Here is an 18,334-nt window from a genome sequence, read left to right on the forward strand (position 1 = left end):
GCGGTGCGATCCGGCACGGCGATAATCGGCCTCAAAACTCAACGTCTCGAATTTCATTTTACCCCAAGGTTGCTGATCATGGCATTGGTCCCTCTTCGCGTTGTGCTCGACCACGCCGCCGAAAACGATTACGGCGTGGCGGCTTTCAACGTCAACAATATGGAGCAGATCCAGGCGATCATGGAAGCCGCCGAAGAGACGGATTCGCCGGTGATCATCCAGGCTTCCCGCGGGGCCCGCGCCTACTCCCAGGACGCCTACCTTCGCCACCTGATGGTGGCCGCGACGGAATTGTATCCCCAGATCCCGATCGTGATGCACCAGGACCACGGCAACAGCCCCGAGACCTGCCAATCGGCAATCGACAACGGCTTCACCAGTGTCATGATGGACGGCTCGCTGAAGGAAGACGGAAAGACGCCGGCCGACTACGACTACAACGTCGCGGTGACCAAAAAGGTTTGTGAAGTGGCCCACGCCCAAGGCGTCAGCGTCGAAGGCGAACTCGGTTGCCTGGGATCGCTGGAAAGCGGTGGCGGGGAGCAGGAAGATGGCCACGGCGCCGTCGGCGAATTGTCCCGCGATCAATTGCTGACCGATCCCGATGAAGCCAAACGGTTCGTCGATGAAACGGGCGTCGATGCGCTGGCCGTTGCCATCGGAACCAGCCACGGTGCGTACAAGTTCACCAAGAAACCGACTGGTGAAGTCTTGGCGATGACCCGCATCGAAGAGATCCACGCCAAGATCCCAAACACCCACCTGGTCATGCACGGCAGCAGCAGTGTGCCGCAAGAGCTGCAGGACATCATCAACAAGTACGGTGGTGAAATGAAGCAAACCTACGGGGTGCCGGTGGAAGAGATTCAGCGGGGCATCAAGAGCGGGGTCCGCAAGATCAACGTCGATACCGATTGCCGCATGGCGATCACCGGTGCGATCCGCAAGGTCCTGACCGAAGATCCCTCCGCGTTCGACCCGCGTGCTTACCTGAAACCCGCCCGCGCGGCGATGAAGGAAGTCTGCATCGCCCGCATGACTGCGTTCGGCCAAGCCGGCAACGGATCGAAGCTGGCGGCCAAGCTGTAAAAAGCTGCAACCATTGCGGAGGGTGTTGGTGTCCTCACGATCGCAGTCTTATTTCACCCTCCCTCCGGGAGGGTCGCGGAGGAGCTTGCGACGACGCGGGGAGGGCGACAGCGGATGCGATTGGATTCGGTTGGCTATTGAAGACACCCTCCCCAAAGGCTCGTGCCTCGCCTTTGACCCTCCCGGAGGGAGGGTGAATTTCAGAAAGCACCTTTCACAGGCTCGGGCAACCGGAGCCTTCTTCACCTCAGTGGAAAGGAAGCTTGACTATTCGCCGCCGATGATCGAGCCCCCATCGGATTTCTTCCGCTTGGGTTTGAACGAGAACTCGCTGGTCTTGCGGCTCCGCGCGGTGCGGCGGGCCGTCACGTCGGCGCGACTTTCGGGGCGTCGCCCGGCTTTCTTCTTCTTGCTCGGGCGTTTCTTGCCAGGCCGGCCTCCGGAAACACGTTTGCCGCCGGCCACTTCTTCCTCCATCTCTTTGCGGCTGTGCTCGACGGCCAACCGCAACCGACGGACTTCGTCACGCGTCAACTCGCGATAGGCTCCGGCAGGAACATCGCCCAAACGCAGCGGTCCGATGGCGATCCGACGCAGCACCTGAACCTTGTGCCCCAACCGTGCCAGGATCCGCCGGATCTCCCGATTCTTGCCCTCGCGCAGGGTGATCTCCAACTCGGTCGCCCGGGCCCGCGCCTTCAAAATCTTCGCGCCTTCGACTTTGACAAACCCTTCGGCGATGTAGATCCCCTTGCGCATGTTCCGCATGGTTTCCGAATCGATCTTCCCGGCCACCGTCACGCGGTAGACCTTTCGTACGCCGTACTTGGGATGCGCCAACTGCTGCGCCAGATCGCCGTCATTGGTCAGCAACATCAGCCCCTGGCTACTTTGATCCAGCCGGCCGACCGGAAACACCCGCTCGCTGTTGGGCACCAGATCGATCACGCGGTTGCGACCACGGGGGTCTGAATTGGTACTCAACACACCGGTCGGCTTATTCACCGCGTAGTACACCAGCTTTTGGGGTCGCAACGGCACCCCGTCGACGCGGACCTTGCTGGACTGCGGATCCACCGTGGTTCCCAGCTTGGACACGATCGCACCGTCCACCTCAACACGCCCTTCTTCGATCAGCGTTTCGCACTGGCGTCGGCTGCCGAAGCCGGCAGCGGCCAACAGCCGCTGCAACCGCTGTGGCTGGTCTCGGCTGGACCCGGTCTCGGACCGCCCGCCGACGCCGCCCGATTTGGAGGGCCGCGGTTTCTTCCCGGCGGACTTTCGCCCAGAGCTCTTGGCAGCCTTCACATCCGCCGGTTTGCTTTGCGAATCCTTGCCTTTGGATGCCCTGCCTTTCGCAACCTTGGCGGACCGCTTTGGCGGCCGCCCCCTGCCAGACGAAGCCGACTTGGAAGTCCCGCGGGTGGATCGGCGTGAGGTGGGCTTGGACGAACGACGCGGCATGGTGGCTGATCAGGGATGGAGAAGAACCCGGGAAACGCCCCAAGCCTACCAAACCGATCAATTTGCGATAGTCAGAATCGTGATCACCGCAGTCGTGATCATCGCGGCGATCGGGCGTTACAGCAGGTGCTTGGCTTTGATGTCCAGATACTGGTTGACCAACGGAGCGGTCAATTCGTCTGGATACGTGTCGACCAACAGCACGCCCCGATGCTCCAGATCTTTCAGGACTTGATCCCGCCAGACCAGGATGTCGGCGGCGGCGGCGGCACGGTACAGGTTCGCTTCGTCACCGCCGGGCGAGTCCGCCGCTTCGAACAACGTCCGATCACGCATCAGAACGCCCAGCGGCAAGTGTTGGCCGTTGATGTTGCCCAAGTAGTCCGTCACGGCGGCCGCATTGACCTCGTCGATCACGTTGGTGGCCAGCACGACCAGCGACCGCCGCTTGCAGTGGTTGGAAAGGTACAGAAACGCCTGGTCGTAGCGAGATTCGACCATCCGTGGAAACTGGTCAAACCCGGCGTGAATCAGCCGGTTCATCTGACTGCGCCCGCCTCGGGGAGGAATGTAGGCGTGCACGCTGTCGGAAAAGCAAAGCATCCCCACCGCATCACCCTGGTGCAGGGCCACGTAGGACATCATCAGGGCCGAGTTCAGTGCGTGGTCCAGCAACGAATAGCCGTCCCGGGTATTGGTCATCATCCGGCCGCAATCGAGCAGGAATATCACACGCTGACTTTGATCACTCTGGAATTGCCGGACCGTCAGCTTGTTGCGTTTGGCCGTGCTTCGCCAATCGATGTGCCGGAAGTTGTCATCGCGGCTGTAGTCACGCAACCGCTCAAAGTCGCTGTCCTGTCCGATGCGACGTGTCCGCCGGACGCCGATCAAGCTCAGCCGGTTCGTTCGCGCGAGCAATGCGTAATCGGACAACTGCTTCATGTCCGGGTAGACATTCAATTCGCTGGGCAGCTCCAATCGGATCTGCCGCTCCCACAACCGAAAGGGGCTCAAAAAACGAAGGTACGCGTACTCCAATCGGAATGCTCCGCGTCGCCCCGGAGTCAACTTGCGGCGGAACGTGCTGCGGCCCATCGGCGGCAACCGCAGCGGGTGCTGCAACGGGGTCGCCTGGAATTCATCGGGCAGGTCGTCACGGACACTCCCTGACAACACCAGCGGCGTCCGGTTCTCGACCGTCAAAGTACTCTCAACCGGCACGCCCAATGAACACGAGCGAACGATCTCCCGTGACACGTTGATGCCGCGGTTGGTTCCCAGGAACACGGAGATGAAGTCCACCGCCGCAATGATCAGCAGCAGACCGTCCAAAGCCAGCACCCAGATGAAGAGGGCAGGGTAGAAGATGGAAAACACGCTGCCCACGAGCGCCATCGCCAACCCGGCCACCCACAAGCGGGTCGGGTACATGGCATATTTCCACGCGGCAATCCCCAGCGGCAATGCGAAAAACAGCAGGACCAACCAGGGAAGCTGCGTGTAGGCTTCAAACCGGTCCTGCGCGATCTGGCGAAAGGTGTCGTTCATGCCCCCATGGTAACCGCCAGAACCGATGGCGGCATGCGGGCGGCGGGCCGATCCGCATGGCAAATCAGATTCCGACCGGCCGGCCCGCGCCGGACGGGCCGGTGAGCAAAAATCCCCAGTAAGCCAAGATCCGCTGTCGCCGCCTTCTCTCGACGGTAGAAGGCCACGCTCTGGCGGGCGTGGCTACACGTTTTCAGGGTGCGACGTTTCGGTGTTCAACATGACGCCGTCCGGTCAGCGGCGATCTCCCATGAAGCGGAAGATGTAGTACGCCAGCGTCATGATCGCCTGCAACGTCCCGGCGACGTACGTCAGGGCAGCGGCATTGAGCACCTTGGCAACAAACTGTTCTTCGTTGGCCGAAATCAAATTGGCTTCGACCAGGTGGCGTCGGGCGCGGCGGCTGGCATCGAACTCCACCGGCAGGTTGATGACCTGGAACAGCACCACGCCGGCGAACAGGATGATGCCCACCAGCAACAACGGTTTGAACTGAAAGATCAAACCGACCAGTGCCAGCGTGCCTCCGATGCTGCTGCCGAAATTTGCCGCGGGCACCGCCATGTTGCGAAAGATCAGCGGCGCGTAGCTTTTGGCGTCTTGAAAGGCATGCCCCGCCTCGTGGCAGGCAACCCCCAGGGCAGCCATGTTCCGCCCTCCGTAGACGTCAGAGCTCAGCCGGAGCATCTTTGCCCCCGGGTCGTAGTGATCGCTCAGGTGCCCAGGAACCTGCTCGATCCCCACCTGGTTGAGCCCTGCGGAATCCAACATTTGCCTGGCCGCCTGAGCCCCGCTCATCCGCGCCGGGACTTCGGACATGGATGCGAAGGTACTCTTGACCCGCCATTGGGCAAACAAGCCCAGCAGCAGCGGGGGGCCGATGAACAGGAAGTACACCGGATCGAAGATCATTGAAAACCCTTGTTTTAGGCGTTTAGAAGTTTGTTGAGGTGTTTAGGAGTCAGGTGCGGAAACCCTTGCAGCATTGGCAGAGAGATTTGCCAGCGGGGCAGGATGCAAGTCCCGCGCCACATTCATCCGGCAGATTCCTCTGGAAGCCATTCGCGATCCGCTTCCAAAGCTTGCCGGCCGACCGCGAGAATCACCGACCGCGAACACGACCCCGTCCCCAACCCTGGGTAGCTGAACATGGGTAACTGAGCATCGTTACCCGAACATGGGTAGCTGCCGTGACTCGACGGCGGACAGCCGCGGGCCGAACGAGCGTCAACCCCCGCGGTTTGCACCAACGCGTCGGGCCACACTGCCAAATTGACCCCGATTGCAACCGATTTCGATTTCGCGCGACGGGCTCCCGAACGCGGCAAACCCACCGAGCGGGGCGAATCTGATGGTCCGACCGATTCGGCCCCTGTTGCCCGGCGGGGAAATTCGCCAAGATACGTGGCTCTCGGTGCCGGCCCTTTCTGGCAACGGGAACCCCGCCTCCGCTGGCCCACGCCGGTTGGTGAATCGCGGAGCGAACTCCAGGCTCCGGCGGGACTTAGCCGATGTCGGGAGGCTTCCGCGGCGGCTGCCAGTCGGTATCTGGCACACCGTTTGCTTACCTGCCTGCGAAACAACGAATCACTGTCATCCTGGCTTGGCCGGTCGGCCGCCGGGTGGCACCCGCATTGACCGTGGCGCGGCTGTCGGCCCCGATCCTCCCGACGAGAGCGACTCGTTGGACAAGTCGGACCGCGCGGCAACCGCCAGACAATTTTCAATCCTTTCCCCGCATTATAGAAAAAGGTGCCCGCAACCATGGCGACTGCCACCAAGAAAAAGGCTAGCGTTCGTCTTCAACCGATCGGCGAACGAATCGTGGTCCAGCGTGAACAGAGCGAAGAGACGACCGCTGGGGGAATCGTGCTTCCCGATTCCGCGAAAGAGAAGCCCGCCCGCGGAACCGTTGTCGCCGTCGGCAGCGGCAAACTTCTTGATGACGGATCCCGCAGCGAAAGCCAACTGAAGCAAGGCGATCACGTTCTGTTCAGCAGCTACGCCGGCGAAACCGTCGAGATCGACGACGTCGAGTACTTGCTGATGCGTGAAGACGACGTGTTGGCAGTCCTGGAGTAACCTCCAAGGACACTCTCCGCCACAGCCAACCACCCCTCTTACCCGTACAAATCTGAAAACTTAGTTCTATGGCAAAGATCATCGCATTTGACCAGGAAGCCCGCGAAGCGATTCGCCGCGGTGTTTCGAAACTGGCCCGCACCGTCAAAGTCACGCTGGGCCCGAAAGGCCGCAACGTGATCCTGCAGAAAAGCTTCGGCAGCCCCACCGTCACCAAGGACGGCGTGACCGTGGCCAAAGAAATCGAATTGGAAGACGTCTATGAGAACATGGGCGCCCGGATGGTTCGCGAAGTGGCCAGCAAGACCAGCGACGTGGCCGGCGACGGCACCACGACCGCGACCGTGATGGCCGAAGCCATCTTCAACGAAGGGCTGAAGGCCGTCGTGGCCGGTGTCAACCCGATTCAAATGAAGATGGGCATCGAGAAGGCCGTCGCGGACATCACCGACAAACTGCACTCGATGGCCACCAAGGTCAAAGATAAGGCCGCCATGGCCGACGTCGCCACCATCGCCAGCAACAATGACCGCGAAATCGGCGAACTGCTCGCCGACGCGATGAGCAAGGTCGGCAAAGACGGTGTGATCACCGTCGACGAGGGCAAGAGCCTGCAGACCGAGCAGGAATGGGTCGAAGGGATGCAATTCGATCGTGGCTACCTGTCGCCTTACTTCGTCACCGACAGCACCAGCATGGAATGCGTCCTGGAAGACGCCTACGTGTTGGTCTTCGAAAAGAAGATCAGCAGCATCAAGGACATGGTCCCGATGCTGGAAAAGGTGGTTCAACAGGGCAAGCCTTTGTTGATCATCGCCGAAGACGTCGACGGCGAAGCCCTGGCAACGTTGGTCATCAACCGACTCCGCGGCACGTTCAACGTGTGCGCCGTGAAAGCTCCCGGTTACGGCGACCGCCGCAAGGCCATGATGGAAGACATCGCCATCCTGACCGGCGGACAGGCCATCTTCGAAGCATTGGGCATCAAGCTGGAAAGCGTTGACCTGCCGCAACTGGGTCGCGCCAAGAAGGTCCTGGTCGACAAAGACAACACCACGATCATCGAAGGTGCCGGCAAGAGCAGCGACATCAAGGCCCGGATCGATCAGATCCGCCGCGAGATCGAAAACAGCACCAGTGACTACGACCGCGAAAAGCTGGAAGAGCGTTTGGCCAAGCTGGCCGGCGGCGTTGCCAAAGTCAACGTCGGTGCAGCCACCGAAAGCGAGATGAAGGAAAAGAAGGCTCGCGTTGAAGACGCGCTGCACGCCACCCGAGCTGCCGTCGAAGAAGGCATTCTGCCCGGCGGCGGTGTGGCCCTGCTTCGTGCCAGCAGCAAGGCCAAGCACGGCGATGACCTGACCGAAGACCAAATCGTGGGCTACAACATCGTGCTGCGTGCTTGCCGCGCCCCGCTGCAAATGATCGCCCAGAACGCCGGCATGGACGGCGGAATCGTTTGCGAAAAGGTCGCCGGCATGAAGAACAACGACGGCTACAACGCCCTGACGGACACCTACGAAGACCTGGTCAAGGCCGGCGTCATCGACCCCACCAAGGTGACCCGGACCGCCCTGGGCAATGCCGCCAGCGTCGCCACGCTGTTGCTGACCAGCGATGCGTTGATCGCTGAAAAGCCGAAGGAAGGTGCCAAGGGCACCGGCGGCGATCACGACATGTATTGATCGCCCGTTGGCAACGCTTCAGCCTCTGGAGCGACATTGAATTCAGGCCGTTTGACCGCTGGGTCAAGCGGCCTTTTTTTTGACGCCCAGGTCAACCAGTGGTTCTTCGATTCTGGATTTGTGACCAGCGACGTTGTGTTTGGCCAATCGATTGATGCCATGCGCGGGGCTGTTTGGCCCGCGTGGAGGTCGTGCAGCTTTCCGAGCCAGAAAAAGACGTGCGTTTCTGAAATTCACCCTCCCTCCGGGAGGGTCAAAGGCGAGGCACGAGCCTTTGGGGAGGGTGTCTTCTAGAACCCGCGGAAATCAATAGCGCCGGACGTGCCCTCCCCGCGTCGTCGCAAGCTCCTCCGCGACCCTCCCGGAGGGAGGGTGAAGAAAAGCTGCACGACCTCCTTGCGGGAGGGTGAAATAACACGGCACGACCTCCTCGAGAGACGTGACGACTTGCCTCACTCGGCTTCGACGATCACGTCGGCCAACGCCTGACGCAGCGGGTCATCATCGGGTCCACAAAAACCCCAGTGCAGATGCTTGCGCCATCCTTCGGCGTACTGAAATGTCCCGCTCATTCGCCCCACGTCGCCGCACAGGTCACGCATCGTTTTCAGATAGCTGTCCATGCCCTGGCTTTCATCCAGCCATTCTTTCTGACTGGCGTGACACGCCAACGCCGCCTCCTTCTTTTCGATCAGTGACGTGTGGTCGACGTAGAAGTGCGGCACAACCAGTTCACCCAGCGGCGTGCGGTTGCCGACCGGCTGGGCGTGATAGACCGTCACCGGTTCAAAGTACGGCTCCACCGGCGGGTCACTCTCCAAGTTCGGCATCCCATGAGAAAACGCGGCACTGACCGCCAACCGACAAGCGACCTCGTGATCTTCCATGTAGTCGATCGGCGAATGGGTGAGCACCACGCTGGCCCTGGCTTGGCGAACGACCGCAGTGACTTTGGCCAGGTTTTCGAAAGTGTAGGAAGCCTGCATGTCCGGATAGATCGGCGGATAGAACTTTGCCCCCAGAACCTCACAAGCTTTCTTGGCTTCGTCCAGCCGCGTCATCGCACATTCGTCACGGTCCATCGTCGTGCTGCCGCGAGAGCCGTCGCACAGATTGACATAGTGCAACTCCCAGCCCAGCTTGGCCAACTGCAACATCGTGCCGGCCATGCAGAATTCAATGTCATCGGGGTGCGCGGAAATGGCGAGAACGGATGGCATGCGGGTATTCCTTGTTTGTCGAGGGAGTACGAAAATCGATCCGGTCGGGTTGGCTGCGCGGCGGCAGTGGAAGGGAATCAGCAACGGCGCCAAGCAGGGCAGGGCAGAGCAGGGCGGTGCGGCCGAGACGCTCGGCGCTGTTCACAACCGGCGCTAGGACGGCTGAAAAATGGATCCCAGTGAACGATCGAATTGGCCCCGCGTCAGCACCGTGGTGATGCCGGCCTGACGAGCCTTTTCCAACCGCGCCACCTGGACGTGAGGCCCGAAGGCCAAGACTTTCGCGCCCGGACACGCGGCGTGGCAGCGGTCAACCAGGCCCTCGACCGCCCCGCTGCGGGTGGCCAAGTCGACGATCACCCAGGCGATCCGCGGATCGTCCTCCGGCAACGTCCCACCCAGGTGAAACCGCAAACCCGCCTGCTGGGCGGCGGCGCGGACTCGCGAGGCGAACATCAAATCACCGGACAGAAAGACGACGCTGGCGGGTACCTCGGCATCGCCAGACGAATCGCCCGAGGTTTCGGGCGCGGCCGAACGGTCCGGCAGGGGAGCGTCGGTCATCAGCGACGTTTTTCCATTTCGGACTTCATGAACTGGAAACCTTCGCTGGCCAGCGTGATCTCATCGGAGAACATGCGGCGCCAAATTTTCGTGGCGGCAGCGATTTCCGGCAAGGCCAGCCCGAACGCTTCGATCACCAACCAGCCGTCGAAACCGCTCTTGGAGATCGCGTCGAAGTTCTCGTCCCAACGAATCGCGCCCTTCCCGGGCGTGCTCCGGTCATTTTCGCTGATGTGGATGTGAAACAACTTGTCGCCGCCGGCCATCACGGCATCGGTGACGCTCTTTTCTTCGATGTTGCTGTGGAAGGTGTCGTACATGATGCCGCACGAGGGGTGATCCACTTCGCGGACAAATCGAGTCGAATCGGCGTGCGTGTTCAGCAGGTAACACTCGAAACGGTTCAGAGCTTCAACGCCCAATCGCACCCCCACGTTCCCGGCATGCTCAGCAACTTCCCGCATGCTTTCGACGCCCCATTTCCATTCTTCCTCGGTGGGTCCGGCCCCGCTGAAGAAACCGATCGCGGAGTGGTAGGGACCGACCAACGTTTCCACCCCGGCTTCGGCGCAAACATCCAGGGTCCGCTTGGTCAGTTCCACTCCCCGCTTCCGCACGGCGGGGTCGGGAGAGATCGGGTTGTCCTCTTCGCCACGAATGGTCACCCCGGTCCGCCCCAGACCGAGCGAATCCAAGTGTTTTCCGATGGCCGCATAATCCAGATCCAGATTGAAGATCGGCAATTCGACCCCATCGAACCCAATTTCCTTCAATTGCTCGCACACCGGGAACATCTTCTCGGTGACTTCGCCGCTCCACAGCAGCAGATTCATACCGTACTTCATCGATCGTCGATCCTAGGGGATGGGAGGAAACGGGCTGGATCCGTCGGGCGGCGTGAGGAACCGCTCGCGACGTGATTCTACCAACTCGCTGGCGATGGTCAGCCAGGGGAGGACACTGGGCGGCAACTCGTTCAGTCCCACCCGCCGCATGACCTGGTTCAACCGAAACAGCAACCGCTCGTGATCGCCGTAGTCGTACAGAAAACGGGCCTCCACATAACGGCGGATCGTGGCCGCCAAGCGATCGGTCGGTCGCCCGGTGATTTCGTTGACGCACCGTTGAATCAGCTCCGGTGATTCGGATTCCACCAACGCGTAATACCGCTCGCCCCACTCCGGCTGGTCCCGGATCCAAAACGAATCCAGCAAGACTTCGATCAGAATGTGCCCGACAAACATCGGTCGAAATCCGGCATCGCCCGGCAGCCGCTCTCGCAGCTGGACCGCCAAAGTCAAATTGGTTTCGGCGAACGCCTGCGTGTTGTGAAACCAGCGGTCGTCACGGATGTGGTGCAAGATGCCCGCGGCCACCTGGCGAATTGCCGGATCGTCGGAATCCAACACAGCCGTGGCCATCCGCTCTCGGGCTCGGATCCGGCGATCCGTCACGCTCAACCAGTCCGGGACGGCGGTGCACACCGCGATCAGGGGATCATCCAGGTAGGGAATCGCGTGGCACAAAAAGTTCATGCGATCTGTTGCCGGCGGCGGAAGTTTGCACGCGATCTTTCCGAAACGCGTGCGGCAATCAGATCACAAGATAGCGATCCAACTGCGTGTCCGGATACCCGTCGTAGAATCGGCGGATCCAGTGTCGACCCGCCCAATGGTGCAGGTGCCGCTGCCAGCCATGCCGCGTCAAGAGACGGTCGGAAATGCTGGTCGTCGAAACGTGGGCCACAATCGCCTGTGTCCCTCGAAGCCGGGCAATCTCCTCCAGGACGTGACCCGCCGCAATCAAGCTCGCGTAGCCGGCGTTCCGACCGCTGCGGATGTAGTCGACCGTCAAGAAAGCGGGCATTCCCATCGGCTGATGGTAATCCAGCCAGCACAAGTCATCGTCGGGACGCCCATAGCGGTTCTGCCACCAGACCTGCGCCACCGAGACACTGCCGACGAACAACCGTCGCTCGATCCTTAGAAGCTTTCCGGCTTGCAAAACGATCCGACCGCAGCGCCATCGGCGGATTTGATCGGGGGCCGATCGTGGGTCGGTGACGAATCTTGAACGCATCGCGGACAGCTGGCGGAGAACGGTGGAAGCGAAAAACCATTTTTCAACGCTAGCTCATCTCGGCCGCGGTGGACGAAGCGATTCAGGAGGTTCAGCGAAATTCCAATCGCTTGAAGAACTCTCGAGAGAAGTGCCCATAATCCTGCCCGTCAACGTCCCCATCACCGTCAAAGTCCAACGCATCCAAATACGAAGGATCACCGGAGGACGTCAAAAAGGACTGGCCGAAACGGCCGTAGTCCTGGCCGTCCACGTCCCGATCGCCGTCCGTATCACCAAATTGCCGAAAGAACCGATCGACTTCCTGCTGTCCGTAGACATAGTTGCCGGCCATGGATGCCCCGCTGATCGGCGCAATCACCGCCGCGCCTTCAATCGTCAATTGGTAGTTACCGTTGGCCAACGAATTGCCCAGTCCGGTGCTGCCCAACGGATCGCGATCGATGACCGACGGGCCACTACCGAACGTCAATTCCAGAATCGTTTGTCCCGATTCGACACGGATGGTTTGGATCACCGAAGTGACGGTGACGCCGGTGTCGCGATTGACCAACTCGATCGCCGAAGCGGGGACGTCCACCACACCGTTGAACGTCAGTGTGATCAGATCCAGACTGGACCGCTGGATCTCCGCGAGCGGCGGCAACCCCGGTGACCCGCCGACCACCAGATCGGTCACGGCCGCGGCAACCTCCCGCATTCGAAACAACTCGCGACCGCCGACTTCGTTTGTCGCCGCGAAATAGAGATCACCTCCGATCTCTGTCATTTCTGCCGGATCGCTGCCGAAATACTCCGTCGGGTACAGGTCCTCGATCTGCATTGTCCCCAGCTCCGATCCATCGGTCGCCCACAACTCACGATCGCCGTTGGAGGTTCCGGCAGCGCTGAAAATCAAACGCTTCCCCGTATCGAACAGCGGCACAGGATCGCTGGAAATTGGACCGGGTGCGATGTCGGCGACGGGTGCCGTTCCGGCGGGCGTCCCATCCGTCTTCCACAACTCTTGTCCAGCCGATCCGTCGTCGGCCGAGAAATAGACCAGTCCGCCGGCGGCCAAGAAACCGCTGGGGTTGGAACCTCCGGTCGGATGCACGTTTTGCACCAGCAGAGTATTCGCCGACGATCCGTCCGTTTTGAAGGGCTCCCTGCCGTTGGTACCGTCGTCGGCGGAGAAGTACAGTGTGCCGCCGACATCGGTCAGCGCCAAAGGATCCGAACCGCTGCCGCCACCCCGCAAGTCGACGACCAACGATGCCCCGGAACCCGTCGTCCAATACAGCTCCCGACCAATCGCTCCGTCGTTGGCCGTGAAGAACAAGCGATTGCCGCTGACGGTCAATTGATCGGGGCTGGACGATTCCGTGCTCGCGCCATTGGCAACCACGTTGACATCGGCCACCAAGGAAATCGCACTTCCGGTGGTGCTGAACAACTCGCGACCGTAGTCGGTACTGTCGGCGACGAAATAGAGCGCTCCCTGAAACTCGGTCAGGTCCGACGGATTGCTGCTGCCGCCACCGGGAACAAAGTCGGCGACGGGCACCGCGGTGGCGACACCGTCTGTCTTGAACAGCTCCACGCCGTTGATGCCATCATCAGCCGCAAAAAAGACTTGCCCCGCGGCGACTTCAAACCGTTTCCCCGACGCATCCAATTCGACCGGCCGCAGGTCCGACAACTGATCAAACCCGCCGGCACCGTCGGTGATGTAAACCCCGCCGGCAGTTCCCAACGAGTTGTTGTAAAACACGATTTGTCCGTTCAGCAGTGTCAGTCCCGCAACGTTGTCGGTGCTGGTGGGCGAGACGTCGGCGATCATCTCCACCATGCCGGTTGAGGTGTCGGCTCGCCAAACCGCTTCGCCATGAATTCCGTCGTCGGCGGCAAAATAAAGAAACTGACCGTCGCGGACAAACTCGTTCGGATTCGCATCCGCTGTCGCCGGATTGATATTCCGCAGCAAAGCGGTGCCGCCGGACGTTCCGTCACTGGACCACAGCTCACGGTCCAACGTCGCATCACGCGTCGTGAATAACAGTTGGCCGGCGACCTGGCCGATCAGCTCTGGCGCCCCATCCAGCGGCGCACCATAGAGGTCCTGACCGGGCAGCGAATCGACCAACTGCACGGTCCCGCCTTCGGTCCCGTCGGAGACCCATAATTCCTGGCCGTCGCCCAGCACATCGTCGGCGGCAAAGAACAACTTTCCTCCGACCTCGCGCAACTGAAAGGGATTGGAACTTCCCATCGACACGATGTCCTTGACCATCACGGTGCCGACGGATGTGCCGTCGGTCTTGTGGAGTTCGCGTCCCGCGTCCACGACTTGCATCGTCTGGGCGGTCAGGTTGGCGGTCAGCGAAGCATTGACGATGACCGCTTCGCTTCCGCCGTCGGGCAACCGCTCCGCACCGTCGCGCCCCAGCGACATCCGCACCGTCGCGGTGGTGATCGTTTCACCGCCGGGATCGCTCAATGCAACGTTGGCCGCTCCCCGTCCCGTGTACCAGTTGTCCAATTCGTCGCCAAAAACCTCCAAGACGCTGGTCCGCGTCGGGCTGTTGTTTAGAAACAGTTCGAACACCAGGCCTTCGCCGTTTTCGTCAAACTGATTTCCGGTCGCAAACCCCGCAAAAGAAATGTCCGTCAGGCCGGCCGGATCACTGATGGTCCATTCCCACTGGTTGGTTGTCAGTTCGCCCGATCCGACGCTTTGGATATACAGGTCGCCCACTTCGATCGACTCCATCACCACTCCCGCCGAACCGATCCGTGACCCGCTGCTGACCCAACCGGGTCCGTCATCGGAGCAACATTGCGAAACGCTGTTAAAGGTCGTGGAATTGGCGAAGGTGGACAGCAGGCCCGCCGACGCGGAGGTGGTTTCGGCGACGATGCCGGCGTAGCCGTTTTGCTGCAGCGTGTTGTCGGCGGTCAGATTTGGCACCGCGGCGGTCACGGTCGTTGCCGGCAAACTTCCTTGGGCCGCGAAGAACAATTCGTTTCCGACAACGGCCAGGCTGCCCGGGTTGGACGACCCGAGCCCGGAGGTGGTGTCCGCCACCAGCTGTGCCCCTGCGCCGCCGGAGCGATACAGGTGGCGACCCGAGGCTCCATCGGTTGCGGCAAAGAATACGTCGCCATCAAAAGCCGTCAGATCGCTGGGGTACGATGAACCGTTGGGGTTCAAATCGGAAACCATCATGGTGCCCGATTCGGTACCGTCACTCTTGAACAATTCGACACCGGCATCCCAATCTTCCGCGACGAAATACAGCATGCCGCCGACGTTGGTCAGGTACCGCGGGCTGGAACTGACCGACGGGTCATCGTCGGAGGGATCCACCGGGTCAAATCCGGGATCGATCGCGAGATCGGCGACCATCATGGTGCCTTCGGCGGTTCCGTCACTTTTCCATAATTCACGGTTGTAATAACCGTTGTCATAACTCGTGAAGAACAGTGTTCCGTTGACGTCCGTCAGTTCTTGTGGGCGATCGATGATGAATTGATCAGGGTTGATGTCCAACACCAATTGAGTGCCGCCGGCCGTTCCGTCGCTGACCCAAAGCTCGTAGCCGGTTGCGAGCTCGTAGGCAGTGAAGAACAGCTTGCCACCGGACTCAGTCAAATCGGAAAGGTAGTAGACCCCGGAAGCATCCGCGTCAAAAACCTTGACCGTCCCGGTCTCCGTTCCGTCGCTCTTCCACAAATCCGTCTCGCTATTCTCGTCCAACGCGGTGAAAAACAATTCGCCGCCCACGACGGTCAAATCGCGCGGCGAGGATGTGTCCGGCCCCGGCAACAAGTCCTTGACCAACACGGTCCCTTCGGCCGTCCCGTCGGTCTTCCACAATTCGCTTCCGGACTTGCCGTCATCGGCGACAAAGAATGTTTCGCCCCCCAGCTCCACAGCCGAATCAATCTGCGACCCGACCCCCAACTGATTGACATCGGCGAAAAGGTCGATCGCAAAGGTCAACAGGTGTCGCCGTTCCAAAGTTTCGATGACGGCCGCACGCCTCGCCCGCGGTCGTGACGCGTGTCCGCGTTTGCGACGCCTGGTGACGGAAGGACTTGATCGACGTGACCGGTACTTCAACGATTTACGCACGTGCGAACCGTCCATTGAAACGAGTCAGAGAAGGCCAACGGGAAGGGCGTGAGGATCACCATCGAAAACGGACCGACGGGGGTGACGAGAACGTTTTCGCCATGGGGCGGGGACGCGAAATTGGCGAGGGGGTCACGGTGGTGCTCCGCACGGATGAGGCGGGCAGTATAAACAGATCGCCGGGACGATGTCGGGAAACATGCCGCCTCAATGACGGGGTTTTCGTGAAACGAACCCCCCGTCGCCTCCCGCCACCAACGATCCGAGGCGGTCCTCCGGTGGCACCACCCAAACGGGCAATTGCTCGTCTTCGACGGGATACGGCCCACAGATCACCGTCCGACGCCGACCGGGAATCACCTGCACGTCGAACAACTCTTCAACTCCCGATTCGAATTCCAGGTAGGCAACGCTGCGTCCCGCTATCAAGTCGATGACCACGATTCCGCACCGCATTTCCTCAGGCTTCTCGCAGATCGGCACGCCACCAAACACGGACGTCTCGCGGGCTCGGCTCATGCCAACAAAGGCGAACTGACCGTGCAGCGCCAGCCCGCGACCGTAGCCGGGATAGGCGGCAACCTCGTCGATCGTCCCGTCGTTCAGGGCGACCCGTACCAGCCGCCCACGTCCACTGTCCAGGACAAAGGCCGCGCCGTCGCGAAGCCTTGGTGAGTGGGGCATACAAAAACCTTCGGCGACCACTTCTCCCGATTCGACCTCCATCAAAACGCCCCCCGACTGCTTCCTTTCCCGCCAGCCGCGGGCCGAATTGCTGGTCCCCAGGGCGGTCACCAGTTTCGGACGCCCCGACTCCATTGCGAGGCCGTTGAGATGGCAACGGTCTTGCGGCGATAGTTCCGTAATGAAGGGCGGACGCCAGCGGGGGACAAAGTTGAAGTCCTCATGCAAGGTCGACAAACACGAGAACAACGTGTTGACGACCCACAGTTGGCCCTCGTTTCCCCAACCCATTTCGTGCACGTGAATGTTGCCGGTCACAAACGATTCCCGCGCCAGGTAGCCGCCGTCATAAACACCGACCGGCTGAATCTTTGCCGCCAACTCCCCCGCGTCCCGCAACAACCAGATCACATTGGGACCGCCAATCGCCAGCCGGTCGGCGGCCCCCGAGTCGGCCGCTCCGCAGGCAATGCCCATCGCCTGCTGGAAATTGGAGAACCCGAGATGCAACCGTCCTTCCGCCGCGCCCACACTGACGACCTTTCCGGCGGCGTAGGTCGACACCAGGAGCGAACATTGCAAGTGTTCCAGAATCGGAACAAACTGGGTGCTGTGCCGGAACTTGATTTCACGTTTCGCTGGCCGGGGTCTCTGCCCGACTTGCGACTTTTGTTCGAATGAATCGGATTCGGATCGGTTTTCCATCGACGTTCCGGACATCGGTCGCGAGAATCAGGGAGACGGCAGCAGCCTATCAGGTCCAAACTCCGGCGTCGATTTGATGAACGCTCCCTCCGATGAAATCTCTTCCATGCAGTCGAATGCCCCAGTCGCGAGGCGGCCTGGGAGCAAGCGTCGTTGGCTTCGTTCGCTGCTGACGTGCGTCGTACTGACGTATGCCGGGTTGCTGGCCATCTTGGTTGTGATGGAACCACGCTTGATCTACCCGGGGGCTTACATGCAGGATCGGCACCTGTCAAAGAATCCCCGCGTGGAAGACTTCTGCTACGCGGCCGAAGATGGCACCGAGATCGCCGGACGGCGGGTGGACCATCCCGATAGCGACCAGGTCGCGATCTTCTTTCATGGCAACGGCCTGAAGGCGCGCTGGATGGACGGCTGGTTGACCCGCATGAGCCAGACGTTGCAATGTGACGTGGTCGCCGCGGAGTATCGGAGTTTCCAGGACAACAGCATGACCCCGCATGAGTCCAACATCATCGCCGACGCTTTAGCGGCTCATCAGGCGGTGTGCGACCACTACAAGGTCCCCGCTTCGGACGTGGTGCTCTACGGCCGTTCGCTCGGCGGCGGATGCGCGACGGCCGTTGCGGCCCGGCGCGGCGCAAAGGCCTTGATTCTTGAACGAACCTTTGATTCGATTTCCAACGTCGCTGCGACTCGCTACCCGCTGTTTCCGATCCGAGCGTTGATCCGGAACCCGTTCAATTCCGTTCCGCGGCTTGCCGACTACCGCGGCCCGCTGCTGCAGATTCACGGAACGGCCGACCCGATCATCCCGCTCGTCCACGCCCGCCGGCTCTTTCAAGCTAGTCGTTCGGAGGACAAACGGTTTGTGCTGCTGAACGGTGTTGGCCATCAAGACCCGCTTCCAGAAAAGGTTCTTCGTGATGCGCGTCGCTGGATACGGGATCAAACTTCCCTCGCAAACGACAGTTTGACAGGCGACGTCGAAGAGCTGCCATCGGTTTCGGAAGACCAATCATCCGAAGAACGACAGCATGCTGTCACTCCCTGACCGCAACGGCCCACGCCTCCAAGATTTGCATGGTCGATCG

The 18,334-nt window shown here is 60.8% G+C and carries 14 protein-coding genes; 4 read left to right on the forward strand and 10 right to left on the reverse strand.

Annotation, left to right across the window (positions count from 1 at the left end):
- The first annotated feature begins 78 nt into the window (after window positions 1-78).
- Complete coding sequence (fba, locus tag FYK55_RS08225; protein WP_150075931.1) at window positions 79-1,089, forward strand: class II fructose-bisphosphate aldolase; 1,011 nt, start codon at window positions 79-81, stop codon at window positions 1,087-1,089.
- Window positions 1,090-1,356: 267 nt separating this feature from the next.
- On the opposite strand, the gene FYK55_RS08230 is transcribed toward fba, so the two are convergent.
- The 3 genes from FYK55_RS08230 to FYK55_RS08240 all read right to left on the reverse strand — a co-directional run bounded on the left by FYK55_RS08230 (window position 1,357) and on the right by FYK55_RS08240 (window position 5,016).
- Window positions 1,357-2,553 carry a pseudouridine synthase gene (locus tag FYK55_RS08230; RefSeq protein ID WP_150075932.1) on the reverse strand — a complete coding sequence of 399 codons (1,197 nt, stop codon included), beginning with the start codon at window positions 2,551-2,553 and terminating at the stop codon, window positions 1,357-1,359.
- Window positions 2,554-2,670: 117 nt separating this feature from the next.
- Entirely contained in the window at window positions 2,671-4,104 is a 1,434-nt protein-coding gene (locus FYK55_RS08235) for a DUF58 domain-containing protein (RefSeq protein ID WP_150075933.1), read from the reverse strand.
- Window positions 4,105-4,338: 234 nt separating this feature from the next.
- Window positions 4,339-5,016: a zinc metallopeptidase gene (locus FYK55_RS08240; RefSeq protein ID WP_150075934.1), complete on the reverse strand. Its 678-nt coding sequence runs from the start codon at window positions 5,014-5,016 to the stop codon at window positions 4,339-4,341.
- A gap of 852 nt (window positions 5,017-5,868) precedes the next feature.
- Here FYK55_RS08240 and groES point away from each other — a divergent pair.
- Together groES and groL are read left to right on the forward strand one after the other, a co-directional pair.
- On the forward strand, window positions 5,869-6,186 hold the full coding sequence (gene groES, locus FYK55_RS08245) for a co-chaperone GroES (protein ID WP_150075935.1): 318 nt from the start codon (window positions 5,869-5,871) through the stop codon (window positions 6,184-6,186).
- Window positions 6,187-6,254: 68 nt separating this feature from the next.
- Window positions 6,255-7,871: a chaperonin GroEL gene (groL, locus tag FYK55_RS08250; RefSeq protein WP_150075936.1), complete on the forward strand. Its 1,617-nt coding sequence runs from the start codon at window positions 6,255-6,257 to the stop codon at window positions 7,869-7,871.
- Window positions 7,872-8,323: 452 nt separating this feature from the next.
- Here the strand turns inward: groL and FYK55_RS08255 are convergent, their stop codons facing one another.
- The 7 genes from FYK55_RS08255 to FYK55_RS08285 all read right to left on the reverse strand — a co-directional run bounded on the left by FYK55_RS08255 (window position 8,324) and on the right by FYK55_RS08285 (window position 17,240).
- A complete protein-coding gene (locus FYK55_RS08255) occupies window positions 8,324-9,091 on the reverse strand; it encodes a PIG-L deacetylase family protein (RefSeq protein ID WP_150075937.1) in 768 nt (255 codons plus the stop codon).
- Between the two features lie 153 nt (window positions 9,092-9,244).
- On the reverse strand, window positions 9,245-9,655 hold the full coding sequence (locus tag FYK55_RS08260) for a histidine kinase (RefSeq protein WP_235908522.1): 411 nt from the start codon (window positions 9,653-9,655) through the stop codon (window positions 9,245-9,247).
- Window positions 9,655-10,500 carry a sugar phosphate isomerase/epimerase family protein gene (locus FYK55_RS08265; RefSeq protein WP_150075938.1) on the reverse strand — a complete coding sequence of 282 codons (846 nt, stop codon included), beginning with the start codon at window positions 10,498-10,500 and terminating at the stop codon, window positions 9,655-9,657. Before FYK55_RS08265 ends, FYK55_RS08260 begins: the two co-directional genes overlap by 1 nt.
- 12 nt (window positions 10,501-10,512) lie before the next feature.
- Window positions 10,513-11,190, reverse strand: coding sequence for a hypothetical protein (locus FYK55_RS08270; protein WP_150075939.1), 678 nt, complete (start codon window positions 11,188-11,190; stop codon window positions 10,513-10,515).
- A gap of 58 nt (window positions 11,191-11,248) precedes the next feature.
- Window positions 11,249-11,734 (reverse strand): hypothetical protein, encoded by a 486-nt coding sequence (locus tag FYK55_RS08275; protein ID WP_150075940.1) that lies wholly within the window; start codon window positions 11,732-11,734, stop codon window positions 11,249-11,251.
- Between the two features lie 91 nt (window positions 11,735-11,825).
- Window positions 11,826-15,737, reverse strand: coding sequence for an ELWxxDGT repeat protein (locus FYK55_RS08280; protein ID WP_161604374.1), 3,912 nt, complete (start codon window positions 15,735-15,737; stop codon window positions 11,826-11,828).
- 321 nt (window positions 15,738-16,058) lie between these two features.
- On the reverse strand, window positions 16,059-17,240 hold the full coding sequence (locus tag FYK55_RS08285; protein WP_150075942.1) for a TIGR03032 family protein: 1,182 nt from the start codon (window positions 17,238-17,240) through the stop codon (window positions 16,059-16,061).
- A 76-nt stretch (window positions 17,241-17,316) separates the two neighbouring features.
- On the opposite strand from FYK55_RS08285, the gene FYK55_RS08290 reads away from it, so the two are divergent.
- Complete coding sequence (locus tag FYK55_RS08290) at window positions 17,317-18,294, forward strand: alpha/beta hydrolase (RefSeq protein ID WP_150075943.1); 978 nt, start codon at window positions 17,317-17,319, stop codon at window positions 18,292-18,294.
- The last annotated feature ends 40 nt before the right edge of the window (window positions 18,295-18,334 follow it).

It is taken from the genome of Roseiconus nitratireducens (assembly GCF_008629675.1).
Taxonomy (GTDB): Bacteria; Planctomycetota; Planctomycetia; order Pirellulales; family Pirellulaceae; genus Stieleria; species Stieleria nitratireducens.